17 protein-coding genes, 1 tRNA gene and 1 pseudogene are annotated in these 14540 nt (G+C 43.0%); 12 read left to right on the forward strand and 7 right to left on the reverse strand.

The features are described 5' to 3' along the window. Position 1: 1 nt before the first annotated feature. The 5 genes from IPM65_04710 to galE are packed head-to-tail and all read left to right on the forward strand — an operon-like array spanning position 2 to position 4043. Positions 2–343: a DUF2079 domain-containing protein gene (locus tag IPM65_04710; GenBank protein ID QQS43427.1), complete on the forward strand. Its 342-nt coding sequence runs from the start codon at positions 2–4 to the stop codon at positions 341–343. Then, positions 283–1137 (forward strand): DUF2079 domain-containing protein, encoded by an 855-nt coding sequence (locus IPM65_04715; GenBank protein ID QQS44723.1) that lies wholly within the window; start codon positions 283–285, stop codon positions 1135–1137. The genes IPM65_04710 and IPM65_04715 overlap by 61 nt, the downstream gene beginning before the upstream one ends. 15 nt (positions 1138–1152) lie before the next feature. Next, a complete protein-coding gene (locus IPM65_04720) occupies positions 1153–2058 on the forward strand; it encodes a glycosyltransferase family 2 protein (GenBank protein QQS43428.1) in 906 nt (301 codons plus the stop codon). A gap of 45 nt (positions 2059–2103) precedes the next feature. Beyond that, positions 2104–3009, forward strand: a complete 906-nt coding sequence (locus tag IPM65_04725) for an EamA family transporter (protein ID QQS43429.1) — start codon at positions 2104–2106, stop codon at positions 3007–3009. A 26-nt stretch (positions 3010–3035) separates the two neighbouring features. Next, a complete protein-coding gene (galE, locus tag IPM65_04730; protein ID QQS43430.1) occupies positions 3036–4043 on the forward strand; it encodes a UDP-glucose 4-epimerase GalE in 1008 nt (335 codons plus the stop codon). 69 nt (positions 4044–4112) lie between these two features. Here the strand turns inward: galE and IPM65_04735 are convergent, their stop codons facing one another. After that, positions 4113–4460 carry a hypothetical protein gene (locus IPM65_04735; protein QQS43431.1) on the reverse strand — a complete coding sequence of 116 codons (348 nt, stop codon included), beginning with the start codon at positions 4458–4460 and terminating at the stop codon, positions 4113–4115. Between the two features lie 247 nt (positions 4461–4707). Here IPM65_04735 and IPM65_04740 point away from each other — a divergent pair, with 247 nt between their 5' ends. Continuing rightward, positions 4708–5457 carry a PIG-L family deacetylase gene (locus IPM65_04740; protein QQS43432.1) on the forward strand — a complete coding sequence of 250 codons (750 nt, stop codon included), beginning with the start codon at positions 4708–4710 and terminating at the stop codon, positions 5455–5457. Positions 5458–5510: 53 nt separating this feature from the next. Here the strand turns inward: IPM65_04740 and IPM65_04745 are convergent, their stop codons facing one another. Continuing rightward, positions 5511–6392, reverse strand: coding sequence for an isoaspartyl peptidase/L-asparaginase (locus IPM65_04745; protein QQS43433.1), 882 nt, complete (start codon positions 6390–6392; stop codon positions 5511–5513). 119 nt (positions 6393–6511) lie between these two features. On the opposite strand from IPM65_04745, the gene IPM65_04750 reads away from it, so the two are divergent. Further along, a complete protein-coding gene (locus IPM65_04750) occupies positions 6512–7288 on the forward strand; it encodes a hypothetical protein (protein QQS43434.1) in 777 nt (258 codons plus the stop codon). A gap of 19 nt (positions 7289–7307) precedes the next feature. Here IPM65_04750 and IPM65_04755 read toward each other — a convergent pair whose 3' ends face one another. Then, positions 7308–7568: a hypothetical protein gene (locus IPM65_04755; protein QQS43435.1), complete on the reverse strand. Its 261-nt coding sequence runs from the start codon at positions 7566–7568 to the stop codon at positions 7308–7310. Between the two features lie 59 nt (positions 7569–7627). On the opposite strand from IPM65_04755, the gene IPM65_04760 reads away from it, so the two are divergent. Together IPM65_04760 and IPM65_04765 are read left to right on the forward strand one after the other, a co-directional pair. Continuing rightward, positions 7628–7700 (forward strand) — tRNA-Gly (locus IPM65_04760). A 26-nt stretch (positions 7701–7726) separates the two neighbouring features. Next, positions 7727–8170: a hypothetical protein gene (locus IPM65_04765; GenBank protein ID QQS43436.1), complete on the forward strand. Its 444-nt coding sequence runs from the start codon at positions 7727–7729 to the stop codon at positions 8168–8170. A gap of 281 nt (positions 8171–8451) precedes the next feature. Here the strand turns inward: IPM65_04765 and IPM65_04770 are convergent, their stop codons facing one another. Together IPM65_04770 and IPM65_04775 are read right to left on the reverse strand one after the other, a co-directional pair. Further along, on the reverse strand, positions 8452–9126 hold the full coding sequence (locus IPM65_04770; GenBank protein ID QQS43437.1) for an IS1595 family transposase: 675 nt from the start codon (positions 9124–9126) through the stop codon (positions 8452–8454). A gap of 97 nt (positions 9127–9223) precedes the next feature. Beyond that, complete coding sequence (locus tag IPM65_04775; protein QQS43438.1) at positions 9224–9904, reverse strand: hypothetical protein; 681 nt, start codon at positions 9902–9904, stop codon at positions 9224–9226. A 94-nt stretch (positions 9905–9998) separates the two neighbouring features. On the opposite strand from IPM65_04775, the gene IPM65_04780 reads away from it, so the two are divergent. Beyond that, positions 9999–10466 (forward strand): hypothetical protein, encoded by a 468-nt coding sequence (locus tag IPM65_04780; GenBank protein ID QQS43439.1) that lies wholly within the window; start codon positions 9999–10001, stop codon positions 10464–10466. 102 nt (positions 10467–10568) lie between these two features. Next, entirely contained in the window at positions 10569–11990 is a 1422-nt protein-coding gene (locus tag IPM65_04785; GenBank protein ID QQS43440.1) for a glycosyltransferase family 39 protein, read from the forward strand. 11 nt (positions 11991–12001) lie between these two features. Here the strand turns inward: IPM65_04785 and IPM65_04790 are convergent. After that, a pseudogene (locus IPM65_04790) lies at positions 12002–12651 on the reverse strand (IS1595 family transposase). A 60-nt stretch (positions 12652–12711) separates the two neighbouring features. On the opposite strand from IPM65_04790, the gene IPM65_04795 reads away from it, so the two are divergent. Then, positions 12712–13302, forward strand: coding sequence for a hypothetical protein (locus IPM65_04795; protein QQS43441.1), 591 nt, complete (start codon positions 12712–12714; stop codon positions 13300–13302). Here the strand turns inward: IPM65_04795 and IPM65_04800 are convergent. Then, positions 13238–14518, reverse strand: a complete 1281-nt coding sequence (locus IPM65_04800; protein QQS43442.1) for an oligosaccharide flippase family protein — start codon at positions 14516–14518, stop codon at positions 13238–13240. The two genes, IPM65_04795 and IPM65_04800, sit on opposite strands and share 65 nt — an antisense overlap. Positions 14519–14540 lie beyond the last annotated feature (22 nt).

The raw sequence follows: 14540 nt of genomic DNA on the forward strand, positions 1-14540 counted from the left end.
GATGGCAGTGGTATTTGCATTGTCTTACCTTCTCTATCCTCCGCTTCAAAAAGCGGTCAACTTTGACTTTCATGCCGTGACTCTTTCTACTCCGCTTCTTTTGGGGATGTATTACTTCTGGCTGAAAAAAATGTACATACGGAGTTCTCTTTTTCTGTTTTTGACACTGCTTACCAAAGAACAGGTGGGTTTGGTCATCGCACTTTTCGGAATGTATGTATTAATTAAGAAAGTTACTGATATGGACTTTTCGTTCCTGAAAGCAAAAATCCGCTTCATCAGATCAGAAAGCTTATCAAAGCAGCGGATCGTCGGGAAGTCATATTCAGTACACTCGCGATAACATCAGGAATCGTTTGGGTACTCCTTTCCATGTTGGTGATTATTCCTGCTTTCCGCGGAACGGAACATTTCGGTGCACAGTACTATGAATATCTTAAGGATGATCCTCTGCGGGTTTTCCCGGTTGTATTCCGGTATGAGACTTTTCACTACCTATTTATACTGACGGCTCCGTTGGGGATGCTGGCCCTTTTCTCTCCCGCACACCTATTGATGGCAGCGTCAGAGTTTGCTACCAATATTTTGTCTTCAAACGGAAATATGCGTAACATCTATTTTCATTATGATACGGCGCTTACGGCTTTTGTTATGATTGCCTCCATCTATGGAGCAAAAACGTGTATGAACATTTCATCCAACCGAACTGTTTTGAAAAAAATCCCGGTATCATCCGAGACAATCATCATTCTGTATGTTTTGAGTTCCACAATTCTTTTTTCTCTGTACCTCAGTCCTCTTCCGTGGGGACATCACAGGGATTTGTATGCATGGACCACTCACCCCGGGCGTGTTCAGGATGTCAGGTTGTGGCAAAAATATCTGTCAGGAGATGATATTAAGGTGTCAGCCACAGGTCATATCGCTCCGTATTTCACCTCAAGACGGTATTTCTATGACTTTGCCGGAGGGTATGAAAAAGCAGAATATGTAATTGTTGATGTCAGTGACATCGGCCGGGGGTTTCAAGCTGAAGAATCAACAGCCAATTATGAAGCTCTGCAAAATGACTGGCGGTATATTACAATATATGAAAAGAATGATATTAAAGTATATAAAAATATCTCACACTTATAATTCATTTTAAATCATATGAAAGATTTTATTTCTGTTGTTATCCCATTTCATAATGAGAAGGAAAACCTTCCTGTTCTCCTGCCTGATCTGAAAGAAAAACTCAAAAAGCTGGGAGTCGGTTATGAAATTGTTCTCGTTGATGACGGGTCATTGGATGACTATCGTGAATCCCTGCAGCCGCATCTGGATCATGAAACACGGCTTGTTGTCCTCAACAGACAGATGGGAAAAGGAAGAGCTCTCACGGAAGGACTGAAAGATATAAAAGGAAACCTGATTGTTTTCATGGATGCCGATCTCCAGGATGATCCCGCGGATCTTTCGGGTTTTTATGAGAAGGTCAACAAGGGTTTTGATCTCGTGAACGGTTTCCGTTTTGACCGAAAAGACAATCCGATCATAAAAATATACTCAAAGTCTGCCCGCTGGTTTCTGCAGCATTTCTTGAGTTCCCCGTTTTCTGATATCAACTGCGGTTTCAAGATGTTCAGAAAAGAAGTTTTGAAAGAAGTTGTTTTGTACGGCAATAATTTCCGGTTCCTGCCGCTTGCCGCTTTTTATGAAGGGTTCCGTGTCGGTGAAGTCAAAGTTCACAATAAACCGCGTCTTCACGGAAAATCGAAGTACGGTATGAGAAAACTCTTTATCGGCCTTATTGATATGCTTTCTGCATACTTTTTATACAAATTTTCAGAGCGCCCTCTCCACTTTTTCGGCAGTATCGGGGCGCTCCTTTTTGTAATCGGAGGTCTCGCTCTTGCTTGGGTGACATATGAACGTATTTTTGAAGGGGTACTCCTCTATCGCCGACCCGCCCTGCAGTATGCGATATTCCTCGTCATTCTCGGAATTCAGATCATTATGACAGGCATTGTCGGTGAACTTATCGTGTATCTGCATCACAAAAAGAAGCTTTCCTGAATTCAATCTCTGTATTCGGTACGGTTCTTCTGATACCATGAATACATGTCAGGAATTATTGCCATACTTACCGCCACAATCATTTGGGGAGCCGGATCACCCATTTTCAAATATGCCCTGTCGGATATTCCTCCGTTTACGCTTGCTTTTATCCGATTTTTTACCGCATCTTTCATCTTTTTACCACTGGCGGTCAGTCATTATAAAAAAATGACCCCCAAGCTGTGGTGGCATCTCATAATGGGTGCCTTTTGGGGAATTTCGGTCAATGTATCCTTCTTTTTCCTGGGACTGCAGCTTTCTCCGAGCATCAATGCCACTATCATCAGCTCAATCGGACCTATACTGTTGTACGTTCTTTCACTTCGGCTGCTGAAGGAAAAACCGCATCCTCAGATTATCCGCGGGATGGTTATCTCTCTCCTCGGCGTACTGATCATTATTCTTGCGCCGCTTATCAAATCAACCCAGCTGCATATGCTCACGGAACAGGCGGGTTTTAGTGCATTCTTAGGTAACCTATGCTTTATTGCCGCCATGATAGGCGGAATCATGATCACGATTGACAATAAACAGCTTGCCGGGAAAGTCCATCCGTATACCGTGACCGGTTTTCAGTTTCTGATCGGATCTCTTGCTTTTGTTCCGTTTATGTTCTATGAACTCCAAAGCTGGTCTTTTCAGGAACTGACCGACAAAAGTTGGATAGGAATCCTATACGGAGTATTCCTTTCGTCAGCACTTGCCTATTTCGCTCAGAATTATGCTCTTACAAAACTGTCTGCACAGAAAGTGGGGATGTTTACCTATATTATGCCTGTTGCAGCTGTCTTGGTCGCCGTTCCGCTTCTGGGAGAGTATCCCGATATCTTCTTTATGCTTGGCGCGGCAGCGGTCTTTGTCGGTATTTTGGTCGGTGAACGGAAAGTAAAAAGCGGCAGGAAGAGCTGAGCTTCTATTTGCTACAATATACGCATATGAAAAAAGTACTTATCACTGGGGCCGGCGGTTATATCGGCTCCGTCGCAACACATCTTCTTCTTTCAAAAGGATATGAAATCGTCGCTGTTGACAACTTCTCAACAGGTTTCAGGCAACCTCTCGAGACATTACAGCAAAAACACGGTGAAGATAAGCTCAGATATTATGGAATTGACCTCTCTGCCGATCTTTCGGAGGTTTTTTCAAAAGAAAGAGACATTGATGCGGTACTCCATTACGCTGCAAGCTGCAGTGTCAATGAATCCATGGAAAATCCGGGTAAATATTTTTCGAATAATACCTGTGCGACGCACAATTTTATCAGACAATTCGTTGAAAACGGGATAAAGCATATGGTATTCTCCTCTACCTGTGCCGTGTACGGTGAGGCTGATTATGTGCCGATCGACGAAAAGCATCGGACCCGTCCTGCCAATCCGTACGGTGAATCGAAACTGATGTCTGAAAAAGTCATTCAGTGGTACGGCAAGCTGAAAGGATTGAATTACGTCATCCTTCGCTATTTCAATGTCTGCGGTGCGACTGATGACGGTTTGATCGGAGATGCCAAAAAGCCGTCTGTTCATCTGATGCAGAATGCGGTACGCGGTGCTCTCGGTCTTGAGCCGTTTTACCTCACCTGCGGAAAATTCGATACCCCGGACGGGACCCCGATCCGTGATTATGTCAATGTCGTCGACCTCAATCAGGCCCATCTTCTCGCACTTGAGTATCTGACAAAAGGCGGAAAAAGCGAGATTATCAACCTCGGAACAGGGACCGGAAACTCCGTCATGGAGATTGTGAAGCAGGTAGAAGAAATTACGGGTAAAAAGATCACTGTTGATACCGGTTCCGAGCGTGCCGGCGAATATGCCAAAATGATCGCCTCCACTGAAAAAGCTCAACAAGTGCTTGGCTGGAAACCGGAACACTCTCTCAAAGACAGTGTTCAGACACTCGTGAATTGGTATACGGGACGGCCTAAAGGTTGGGAGAAATAATTACTGTAAAAGAGTTCATGGGCGGGCCGAAATATCGGCCCGCCCTGACAATCTACATACTACGTATTCTTACCACTGATAGGTATAAGGATCTTCCATGGTGAAAACTCCCTGTAGCTGCCAGTGCAGCTCATCCTCAGTAAGGACTGCTCTGTAGATGAGCGTATAAAGCTCATCATCCTGAAATACATGTCCGCTGAAGCCTACTCCAGCACTCGTACCGGCTTTACGATCTTCCATACGATGACTGTAACGGATTCTCGTTCGTCCCTGACTAAGCAGTGACAACATCTCCTCCTTAATACTTCGGGGAATCTGATGTTCAGTCAAAGCCGTGATGTCACGAGCGATGTGTGCGATGGCGATAGGCTCGATACAAATAATGCTTTCATTTGTTTCGTTCGGATCGACAGGCATGATAAACGTTCCTTTCCCTTCAGATGGATAAAAGTTGTTGCAGATTGTAAAAGCATGCTTATCCCGTCACATCAAGCAGCTTTTGCCTGAGAGACGGAACTTGCATATCCGTATTCCATAAACCGGAATACAGGCATATTATACACATTCATTACATACTTGACAAAGTCCTTAAGATACTGTATCATTATGTATGATAGTGTATGAAATATTGTTATGACAGGTTAAAAATACATTTTTTACCTCTATGAACGCCAATATTAAAGTACAGTCAATACTGAAAGGTAAACAGAAAATTCTCGCCGTAGTCGCCCATCCGGACGACTTTGAGGATTATTTTTCAGGAACGATGCTTATTGCTATCGAAAAAGGATGGATTAAGCCGGAAAACATCAATTTGCTGATCGTGACTGACGGTTCCAACGGAAGCCGCGGAAATATCGTGGATCCTGAGGTCCTGAAAAAACTTCGTCATGAAGAGCAGATGAAGGCACTTGATCATGTGGGTATCCCGCGTGAAAACTGTCATTTCCTTGACTTCAAGGACGGATATGTCCACAACAACGACAATCAGCTCACCGAGCGTATCAGTTACTTTATCCGTAAACTGAAACCTGATCTTTTGCTGACACACAACGGATTTGAGGCTATTATTGAGCGTCAGAGCGGTATGTATTATGTACACAAAGATCACCGTGTTGTCGGTCAGGCAGCGCTTGATGCAGCCTATCCGTACAGCCGTGATTTGCTCTTTTTTCCGGAACATCACAAAGAGGGTCTGGAAGGTCATTTCCTTCTGGAAGTGCTCATTGCAGAGACTCAGAATCCGAATGTGAAGGTTGATATTACGGCTAAAATGCCGGAAAAGATCGCGCTTCTCAAGAACTTTATGTCTCAGATTGAGTCTGATGACTGGTTGTATAAGTATTTCAAAGATACGACCGGCGAAGATGACCGCTATCTTGAGTCATATAAGTACGTGAAGATCATCATCTAACAGTGAAACTTACAGTCGCCCTTGCTTGAAAAAGCCGGGGCGATTTTTTTGCCTCAAAAAATACTGATTTCCTGCTTGCCTTCCCGATCGATATATCCTCGGAACATGCCGGGAGAGTTGAAGGGCATGGCAATATTCCCATCACGATCCAGAGCGATCATACCGCCCAGGCCTTCCATGTCGGTTATTTCCTGAAGTGTCTGTTCGGCTGCTTCCTTGAGAGGCTTTTGGGCGTATTTGATGCGTGCTGAGACGTTGAAAGCGGCCAGTGTCCGCATGAAAAACTCCCCTGTCCCCGTGCAGGATACGGCGCAGGTCATATTGTCTGCATAGGTTCCCGCTCCGATGATGGGTGAATCCCCTACTCTGTGGGGGTATTTGTTGGTCGTACCGCCTGTGGAGGTGACAGCGGCGAGATTACCGTGAATATCACGTGCGATGGCACCGATCGTGCCGTGTTCGACTTTTTGTGAAAAATGTGGATTGAAAAAGTATGTTTCGTCGACGATTTCACAGCCGTTTTCTGCTGCCAGTTTTTCTGCCCCTGCTCCGACAATCATCACGTGAGGCGTTTTGTCCATGACCAGTCTGGCGACTGTTGAGGCATTTTTGACACAGCAGTCAGCGACTGATCCGGCCTTTCTCGATGATCCGTCCATGACTGATGAATCTACTGAATGGGTGCCTTTACTTGTTTTGAGTGAGCCTTTTCCGGCTGTGAAATACCCTGAGTTTTCCATGACATTGGCGGCTTTTATCACGGCATCAAGTGCTGCTCCCCCTTCTTTCATGTGGTCATATCCGATTTTGAGCGCTTCGGCGATGAATCTCTGATAGATACCGTCAAATTCTTCATGATATTCATTGCAGGTCGGGCCGGGTTTCGAAAAAAGCGCACCGCCGTGTACGACGATGACAGGTTCTTGATGGGACATGCATTGATTATAGTGCTTCTCTTCTTGAAATCAATATTAAGATGTTTGGATTGTTAAGTGGCGTTTTTTTCTGGAATTTCCGTTATAATACCTTAATTGTAAGAATTTATTTACATTGTATGTCCGAATGGAAATATGCCCGCCGGTATCGTTTCGAGTCGCAGTTTGGTGATGAACTGGATTATCTCACCAGGCTCAACAGATTCAAAGCTCCGAAGGAGGTTATGGATCTTGTGGGAAAAATGGAACCGAATATCTTTGTCACAGGCGGTGTCGCCCGCCAGGCTGCTCTGATGCAGATAAGCGGAATCGCAGTAGATGAGCTGCCGGAGACGACTGATTGTGATTTCCTGAGCTTCAGTGAAGGCGGTATATACCGAGCACGTTTTAAAACGCCGGTTGCAGCCATTTATGTAGGATACAACCGCCCGTTTGCAGAGAAATTCGGTATATTTTTGGATAAACATACGGCTCTTACTCTGGATCAGATGGTGATGGGTACTCCCCAAGGCGCTGCTGACCCTGAGCTTTTTGTCACGGATGCTGCAGTACAGGCATATCAGGATCGTGTGGTGGAACTTTCACCGTATCAGAACGGAGATTGCCGGAGTACTGACCTGATCACAGGATTTTCCGCCGTATGCCGGGCAGCTGTCATGAGTGAAATACTGCGGCCGCAGGGATTTGTGAATGGTGTGGATCCTGCATTTGCGCGGCATGTCTTGCGGGAAGGCTGGTCTCATCCCCGTGCAATGGGAAAAATCCGAAGTGTGGTGAATAAATCGAAGCTGCACGGCGTAAAGGAAGGTTTGTATGATTACTTCCGAGGACAGGGATTTACTATTCCTCAGAGATTTGTTGATGAACCTCCGTATGTCAGTGACGATGAAGGCTGATCTCTTTTGAAACGATCGTTTATCCCCTGCTCTGCCCGATCTTTACGGATTGAAATGCCTGAGTATCCATAAGCGTCAGAGGAAGCATATTGGCAATCGTATCCATGGTAAGCCAGTGTTGAAGAAGTGTCAGTTCGCGGTCTGTGGTAGGGAGATCCCCTTTCGCCTCCAGTTCTGCCATTCTGCTATGGACCTGATCGAGTATGAGGTAAAAATACGGAATCGTGTAGTATTCCCGGTGTTCGGGTTGTTCCGGTCGCTCGATCGGAGTGTGTTCCATGCGGTCAGTATACCATATTGAGAAAATTGGCTGGTATTTGGTATAATAGTTCACAACTTGCGGAGTTAGTTCAGTTGGTAGAATGTCTCTTTTCCAAAGAGAAGGTCACGGGTTCGAGTCCCGTACTCCGCTCAACCTCTTAATAAATAAGAATTCTAATGTTCATAGATGAACCAGAGGGCTTTTCCTTTTCAGATTTAAATGAATATCTAGGGGCAGCATCTGCTCTCGGGACTGCTATAAATATAAAACTTTCAAATGGAAAATCTTTGAGTGGATATTTAAACCATTCTCAAGAAAGCTTACCAGACTATATTGAGTTATTTGATCCTATCGGGAATGGTGTTGATATGGAGATAACAAAAGTTTTATCTAATCAAATTATTTGGTTTAAGCTAAAGAGATATGGAAGAACAGAAAGTTATATTAATGATGCAGGGGTACCAGAGGCGAAGTTACCTATAGTTGTAATTATGGCTAAAAAAATTAAAGGTAGTGGAATGATTATAAATCCTGGAATTACTTCTATTTACGGAGAGAAAATAGATTTTTCGGGAGAAATTAAATCAAAAAATAAAAATAAGGAGAAAAGCAATGAATAAATTAAAAAGTGGATCACAAGGAATCAGTGGTAAAAATGTAAATGTAGGGAAAATGCTATCCGATCATGGTTCACAAACAATAACTGCATCAGGTAAAGCCAAAATCAGTGTTATGGATAACAGAGGGTATAGGCCGCGGAGATTTCCTTTTACCTCTGTAAAGATTGGAGAAGTTACCATTTTAAATGGGGAATGTCACTTTTCAACTCGTTTTTAGAAAGTATTTTTAAGATATTCAAGAGGGAACCTAAAGTTGACTAGAATTTACATTAAATTTGGCTCTAGACTAGCACATTAACAATTTGTAATAGTTCATTGTAAAGGATCGATGGGGATTTGCTCCATCTCCATTCACACTCTTTCAAGTGTAATGGAAAGTTTTTCTTTACACCATTGAACTTAACGAGACGTCTTTTACAAAAGGACCAGAATGACTCTATGCCATTGATATGGACCCCTTTTGTATTTGAGAACTCATTTTTCTTGTGATTGATTCTCAAATGTTTGTCATACCCGACATCAACAAGTCCGTTGTATCCGCTCCACGAATCTGAATATACAGTACTGTTCAAGTCAATCTTTCCCTTCATAACAGCATGTAGCGTTCTTCTTTTACAGTTTGGAATGATACGAGTAAATACACGTCCTTGACGCTCATATATCCCAAATACTACCTGCTTAAATGACGTCCCACGACCTCTTTTACTTGACTTGCCTCTCATCCTTCGAGGTCCAAAGTATGATTCATCAATTTCTATCTCACCACCAACATATCGTTGCATCTGGTGCACTTGGTGATGATATATGAGTTGACGAATATTATTGTAATATTTGTTGACTGTATTGCGGTTGAGACCCAAAATACCAGAGGTCTGTGTAGCACTCAGATCGTGTGCAAAACACCATAGTATCTTTTTTCTCTTGTATTTTGATATCGGCCTATTGTTACAAACCATACCTCTAGTTTAGCACTACTCTGCTAGTCTAGAGCCTAAATTTTTATTTCAAAATCTTTCGTGCTGAGCTAACAGGTTTTTAGATCTGCAGCATATTTCAGAGTTTTTTAACTTGATCCGAACCTTTAACATATGGGATTTTATATATATGGAATTTCGGATATACGTGAATTGAGAGTAAATATTCACTATCAACGTTGCACGAAAAACAGATCCGCCCAATTTCATTTCTTTTTGAAAAGAGTTTATTTAATTCTTCATGCAGCTCTTCAAAAACTTTAAGTGATATTGCATTATCTGATGATGGTTGAATTACTATATAAAAATTGTAAGGATCAGAATAACGAAGTACTTTGTTACGAATAAACTTTGCTAAAGATTCTTTATCTATTGACTGACGATATCTTTTTAGTTCAAATTCAAATATTCCTTCTGGAGTTTTAACTAGAATATCTGGTGGGTCTGTTTTCTGTTCTTTTAGATCCTCAAATGAGGTGATTTCTGTTTGGTTTAGGCGAAATGAGTCTTTTAAGTAAAAACCGAATTCACAATCATTATTAAATTCTTGTGTAAGTCCAAATATAGCTATCCACAACTCATGCTTATCTCTGTCATTTGCACTAGAGGCCATTATCTGTTTTATATCTTGTTCTCGATCTTTTACCTCTTTTCTAAATATGTGAACTATTGATTCTATATCCGATGACAGTACTAAATTTAGAATATCTTTACTACTGAACCAGACCATAAGTCTTTGCTTATATTTTTGGAATTTCATATTCTTATTATAGTTGGTCCAAAATTTCGTATTTATTGAGTCAGCGTCATTTGAAAATTTTGTCTCGCTACCTTTTCTGATACCATTTACGTATATGATCTCCAAACAGCATCTCTTTGAATTTGTCGATCGTGCGGCGAAGGCGACGTATGCCGGTGGCGGCAGTTACGAAGAACATCCGGAGCGGCCGGGGTTTTTCGAGCTTGTGTATGAAGAATCTCCCCTTTCCTATCGTGATAGTTACTCAGGACATGCCCGAAGCGGCGGTCAGGAGATTGTTCGTTACGAACAAAAACCGATCTGGTGGTCGGGATACGGAGGCGGGATGGTCGACGGGAAAGATGATCTTTCCGATCAGACATTCGAGTACCTGAAGAAAGCCCTTTCTCAGGATGAGGAAGGATTTGATTCACTGCGGGGGCCGCATGAATTCACGGATGGAGACTGGAAGTATACTTACACCCAGGAAGGCGATATCCATGATTTTTACGGCTATGAAGAGATATCCTACAAAGGCGAAAAAGTCTTCTGGCATCGTGCGGTCGGTGGGATAGTGAGATAACATCTGGATCCCCGGGTCAAGCCCGAGGATGACAGGAAAAGGGATTCCATGACTACGCTCGGAATGACAATGCTATTTGCGACATGCTACAATGAAGGTAAGATGACAGCGTTTTTTAAGAAATTTCATATCTGGATTCTTCTCATATCCGCATTCGCGATCCGTCTCATCCATCTCGATCAGTCACTCTGGCTTGATGAGGCCACTACCGCTGTCACGGTCCAAAGATATTCATTCTGGGAAATTGTTACACAGTTCTCCCCTGCCGATTTCCATCCGCCTCTCTATTATCTTTTCATGGACATATGGACATCATTTTTGGGCTATTCAGAAATTGCTCTCCGGATGCCAAGCGTGATATTCAGCGTGGCAGCAGGATATTTTGTATACAAAGCAGCACGGAGACTGTTTCCCGCCACGGAGCACGGACTCGGAGCGGCAGTGCTCAGCGCCGTCTTTTTCCTCTTCAACCCCCTTATTGTCTATTATGCACAGGAAGCACGGATGTATGCATTTGTCACCTTCCTCGTTGCCGCCAACTTTTATTATCTTCTGACTCTCATGACACGGAAAGTCCCAAACAGTAGCCTTTACTTTCACCTCACTCTTGGTGCCATGTTTTTGACATTCTATGCCAGCATTTTCTACATCGGAGCAGTCATCCTCTATCTTCTCTATCACAAAAAATATCCGCTCCTTGTCTCGGCGGTCACCACTGTTCTGGCCAGTATCACCGTCGTCTTCCCGCTTCTTTATACGCAGTACACCGGCTCAAAAACGGCGCTTGAAGCCGTCAAAAACTGGTCATTGGTACTCGGTACCGTATCTCTGAAAAATATCATTCTCATCCCGATCAAATTCACCTCAGGGCGTATCAGTTTTGAACCGAAAGTTGTATATTATATTCTTGCAGGAGTATGGGCATTGTTATCGTTCTATCTTGCCTCTCTTCTTGTCATTCCGGACTTGATCCGGAATCTAGTAAAAAAAAGAGCTGGATCCCAGGTCAAGCCTGGGATGACATTGGCGTATTTCTTCCTCACACCGCTCCTGCTCGGTACCGTATTTTCATTCATTTCTCCGCTTTTGCAGTATTTCCGTTTCCAGTTCCTTCTTGTATTTTTGAGCATACTTCTGGGAGTATCGGCATCCAGGCTGAAATCTGATGTGTATAAATATGCGATTGTAGCGGGATTTATCGCCTGGTCATTTCTTTATCTCCTTGTCCCTCAGTTCCATCGTGAGGACTGGAAGCTGCTGGCGCTTTCTCTGAAAAATGAAACAAAGCCCATATACATGATCGAGTCATCATCCGATCCTCTCACATACTATGCTGACTCAATCAGAACTAAGCCTCTACGGGACATTGTATACGGCGAATATCAGGAAGAAGATATGATAGTCATACCGTACACTTCAGATATTCACGGCATAAATTATAGTATAATTCTACAAGGTAATAATCTATGTCGTGAAGTAGTTCCGTTTCGAGAGCTTACCTTCGAGAGATGGAAAAAATGCTAATATGTATGGCTCTAGACTAGCACATTAACAATTTGTAATAGTTCATTGTAAAGGATCGATGGGGATTTGCTCCATCTCCATTCACACTCTTTCAAGTGTAATGGAAAGTTTTTCTTACACCATTGAACTTAACGAGACGTCTTTTACAAAAGGACCAGAATGACTCTATGCCATTGATATGGACCCCTTTTGTATTTGAGAACTCATTTTTCTTGTGATTGATTCTCAAATGTTTGTCATACCCGACATCAACAAGTCCGTTGTATCCGCTCCACGAATCTGAATATACAGTACTGTTCAAGTCAATCTTTCCCTTCATAACAGCATGTAGCGTTCTTCTTTTACAGTTTGGAATGATACGAGTAAATACACGTCCTTGACGCTCATATATCCCAAATACTACCTGCTTAAATGACGTCCCACGACCTCTTTTACTTGACTTGCCTCTCATCCTTCGAGGTCCAAAGTATGATTCATCAATTTCTATCTCACCACCAACATATCGTTGCATCTGGTGCACTTGGTGATGATATATGAGTTGACGAATATTATTGTAATATTTGTTGACTGTATTGCGGTTGAGACCCAAAATACCAGAGGTCTGTGTAGCACTCAGATCGTGTGCAAAACACCATAGTATCTTTTTCTCTTGTATTTTGATATCGGCCTATTGTTACAAACCATACCTCTAGTTTAGCACTACTCTGCTAGTCTAGAGCCTATGTATATCGGATTCGAACACAAAGGCCCGTACTACACCATGCTCAGGACAGGAATAGAATCTTTTCGCTTCGGCGATCACCTGGACAGATATCAAACAGTATTCGGTACAGCAGCAACAATGCTTGATGCAGCTTCATTGCATGTAGCAAGCCTAAACGGCACAAGTCTCTCCCCTATTCACCGCATCGGGACGGCTGATTTCAAAGGAATAGTTCTGCCTGCTTTTTATACAACTTTTCCCTTTTCAGACAGACTCATTTTCAGAAGTATGGAAGGAACGGAGATCGGTTATGAAATGACCGCACGTCAGTACGGCGGTGCAACCCGAGTGCACGTATTTGAGAAAGAAGATAAAAACAAGCGATTTGCAGGCTGGAGCATCGTTCGGGGAGATCTCTTTGTTGAGGCTTTTGATATCGGTGAGGAGGCCGGTGATGATCAGGCTCTTGATTGGGGTCTCAATCTGCTTGAAGGTATGACTGCAGCCAAACTTGCATTAAACGGCCTCGAAGATACAGCACTCTCTATCGATCCATCCCCTTTTGTTCCCACCAAACGGCCAAGACCTGTATCCCGACCGCGACGATAAAAGCCAGTAAAATTGCAAGCGGCGGTCCGTACATCCCCTTCTGAGGAATCATAAGATACGATCCGACGCTAATAATCAGGAAAAACAGAATATTTGAAACCAGAATATACCCCGGCTTCTTCACGGTATACAACAAAAACAAATTCGGGATTGTCCCCAGGGCATTCAGGATAAACGGAAGGGCTAAAATATGGGTTATTGCCGCCGTTTCTTTGAAAGTGCCTGTAAATACCAGCTCAAAAATAAAATCCGGAGTAAAATAAAGAGCGATAAAAACGGTTGTCGGCAACAGCATATATACCAGTCCGGTTCTCATCTGCCTAAAGGCTTCTTTGCGGGTTTTAATCGTTGCAAATCGGGGCGAAAGCACCTGAGAAATGCTGACAATCGAGGCAATAATTGTCAGAATGATTTTTTGTGCCAGACCGTAGTATCCGACCTGTTCCCGCAATCCGAAGAAAGAAAGAAGGAAAAGATCCATCCGAAGTCCGAGATTGTAAAATTGAGATGCGACAAAATACTTCATCGTGTAGCTGAACTTAAACTCCTCTTTTCTGATCGGTGCTGCCTTCATTTCACGAGTCAATTTCTTGTTTCTCCAGAACATCAAGAGAAAAAATGTCAAAGGACCGAGTACCCCGAAGGCAAAAATGACCATGCCTACATTGATTTTTCCGAAATATGCAATCAGCAGGACAAAAGCGGTTTTGATGATATTGGCGGCATTGATATAAAGATTGGCACGAAGAAACCGCTTGGCCGCAAATAAAATATTCGTCAGGAAGTTCTGCCAGATGAAAAGCAGGACGGATATGGCCGTCAGATACAGGTCTGCAATCGGTGCCCCTGTTTTAAAAAATACTTTGTCAAGCCAGGGGAAAAGCACAATTAGCGTCCCGATCACGACAAACGAAAACAAAGACTGAAAGAAGAATGTACTTTTTATAAAGCTGTACATTTGCTTGTCATTTTTACCGTATAAAGACGGGACAGTCGAATAGATTGTTGCAGTAGTCCCGAACTCAAGCACATTTGCCAAAACATACGCAATTCCCAAAAGGACACTGAGTACTCCGTACTGTGAAGGTGAAAGGATACGGACAAGAATGAGAGCAAAAAAAGCGGTGAAACCGACATTCAGATAATTTCCGAGTGTATTGATGATGACATGCTGGCTTGTTGGATCCTTGAAGAAGGTCGTCGCATTTTTAATCATCCCCTCATTGTAGCACGAAACA

The organism is Candidatus Roizmanbacteria bacterium, from assembly GCA_016700135.1.
GTDB lineage: Bacteria > Patescibacteriota > Microgenomatia > UBA1406 > GWC2-37-13 > UBA1450.

Bases quoted from the DNA above. Each gene is read 5' to 3' on its own strand.
- IPM65_04710 (QQS43427.1), top strand. From the start codon at position 2: ATGGCAGTGGTATTTGCATTGTCTTACCTTCTCTATCCTCCGCTTCAA.
- IPM65_04720 (QQS43428.1), top strand. From the start codon at position 1,153: ATGAAAGATTTTATTTCTGTTGTTATCCCATTTCATAATGAGAAGGAA.
- IPM65_04725 (QQS43429.1), top strand. From the start codon at position 2,104: ATGTCAGGAATTATTGCCATACTTACCGCCACAATCATTTGGGGAGCC.
- galE (QQS43430.1), top strand. From the start codon at position 3,036: ATGAAAAAAGTACTTATCACTGGGGCCGGCGGTTATATCGGCTCCGTC.
- IPM65_04735 (QQS43431.1), bottom strand. From the start codon at position 4,460: ATGCCTGTCGATCCGAACGAAACAAATGAAAGCATTATTTGTATCGAG.
- IPM65_04740 (QQS43432.1), top strand. From the start codon at position 4,708: ATGAACGCCAATATTAAAGTACAGTCAATACTGAAAGGTAAACAGAAA.
- IPM65_04745 (QQS43433.1), bottom strand. From the start codon at position 6,392: ATGTCCCATCAAGAACCTGTCATCGTCGTACACGGCGGTGCGCTTTTT.
- IPM65_04750 (QQS43434.1), top strand. From the start codon at position 6,512: ATGTCCGAATGGAAATATGCCCGCCGGTATCGTTTCGAGTCGCAGTTT.
- IPM65_04755 (QQS43435.1), bottom strand. From the start codon at position 7,568: ATGGAACACACTCCGATCGAGCGACCGGAACAACCCGAACACCGGGAA.
- IPM65_04765 (QQS43436.1), top strand. From the start codon at position 7,727: ATGTTCATAGATGAACCAGAGGGCTTTTCCTTTTCAGATTTAAATGAA.
- IPM65_04770 (QQS43437.1), bottom strand. From the start codon at position 9,126: ATGGTTTGTAACAATAGGCCGATATCAAAATACAAGAGAAAAAAGATA.
- IPM65_04775 (QQS43438.1), bottom strand. From the start codon at position 9,904: ATGAAATTCCAAAAATATAAGCAAAGACTTATGGTCTGGTTCAGTAGT.
- IPM65_04780 (QQS43439.1), top strand. From the start codon at position 9,999: ATGATCTCCAAACAGCATCTCTTTGAATTTGTCGATCGTGCGGCGAAG.
- IPM65_04785 (QQS43440.1), top strand. From the start codon at position 10,569: ATGACAGCGTTTTTTAAGAAATTTCATATCTGGATTCTTCTCATATCC.
- IPM65_04795 (QQS43441.1), top strand. From the start codon at position 12,712: ATGTATATCGGATTCGAACACAAAGGCCCGTACTACACCATGCTCAGG.
- IPM65_04800 (QQS43442.1), bottom strand. From the start codon at position 14,518: ATGATTAAAAATGCGACGACCTTCTTCAAGGATCCAACAAGCCAGCAT.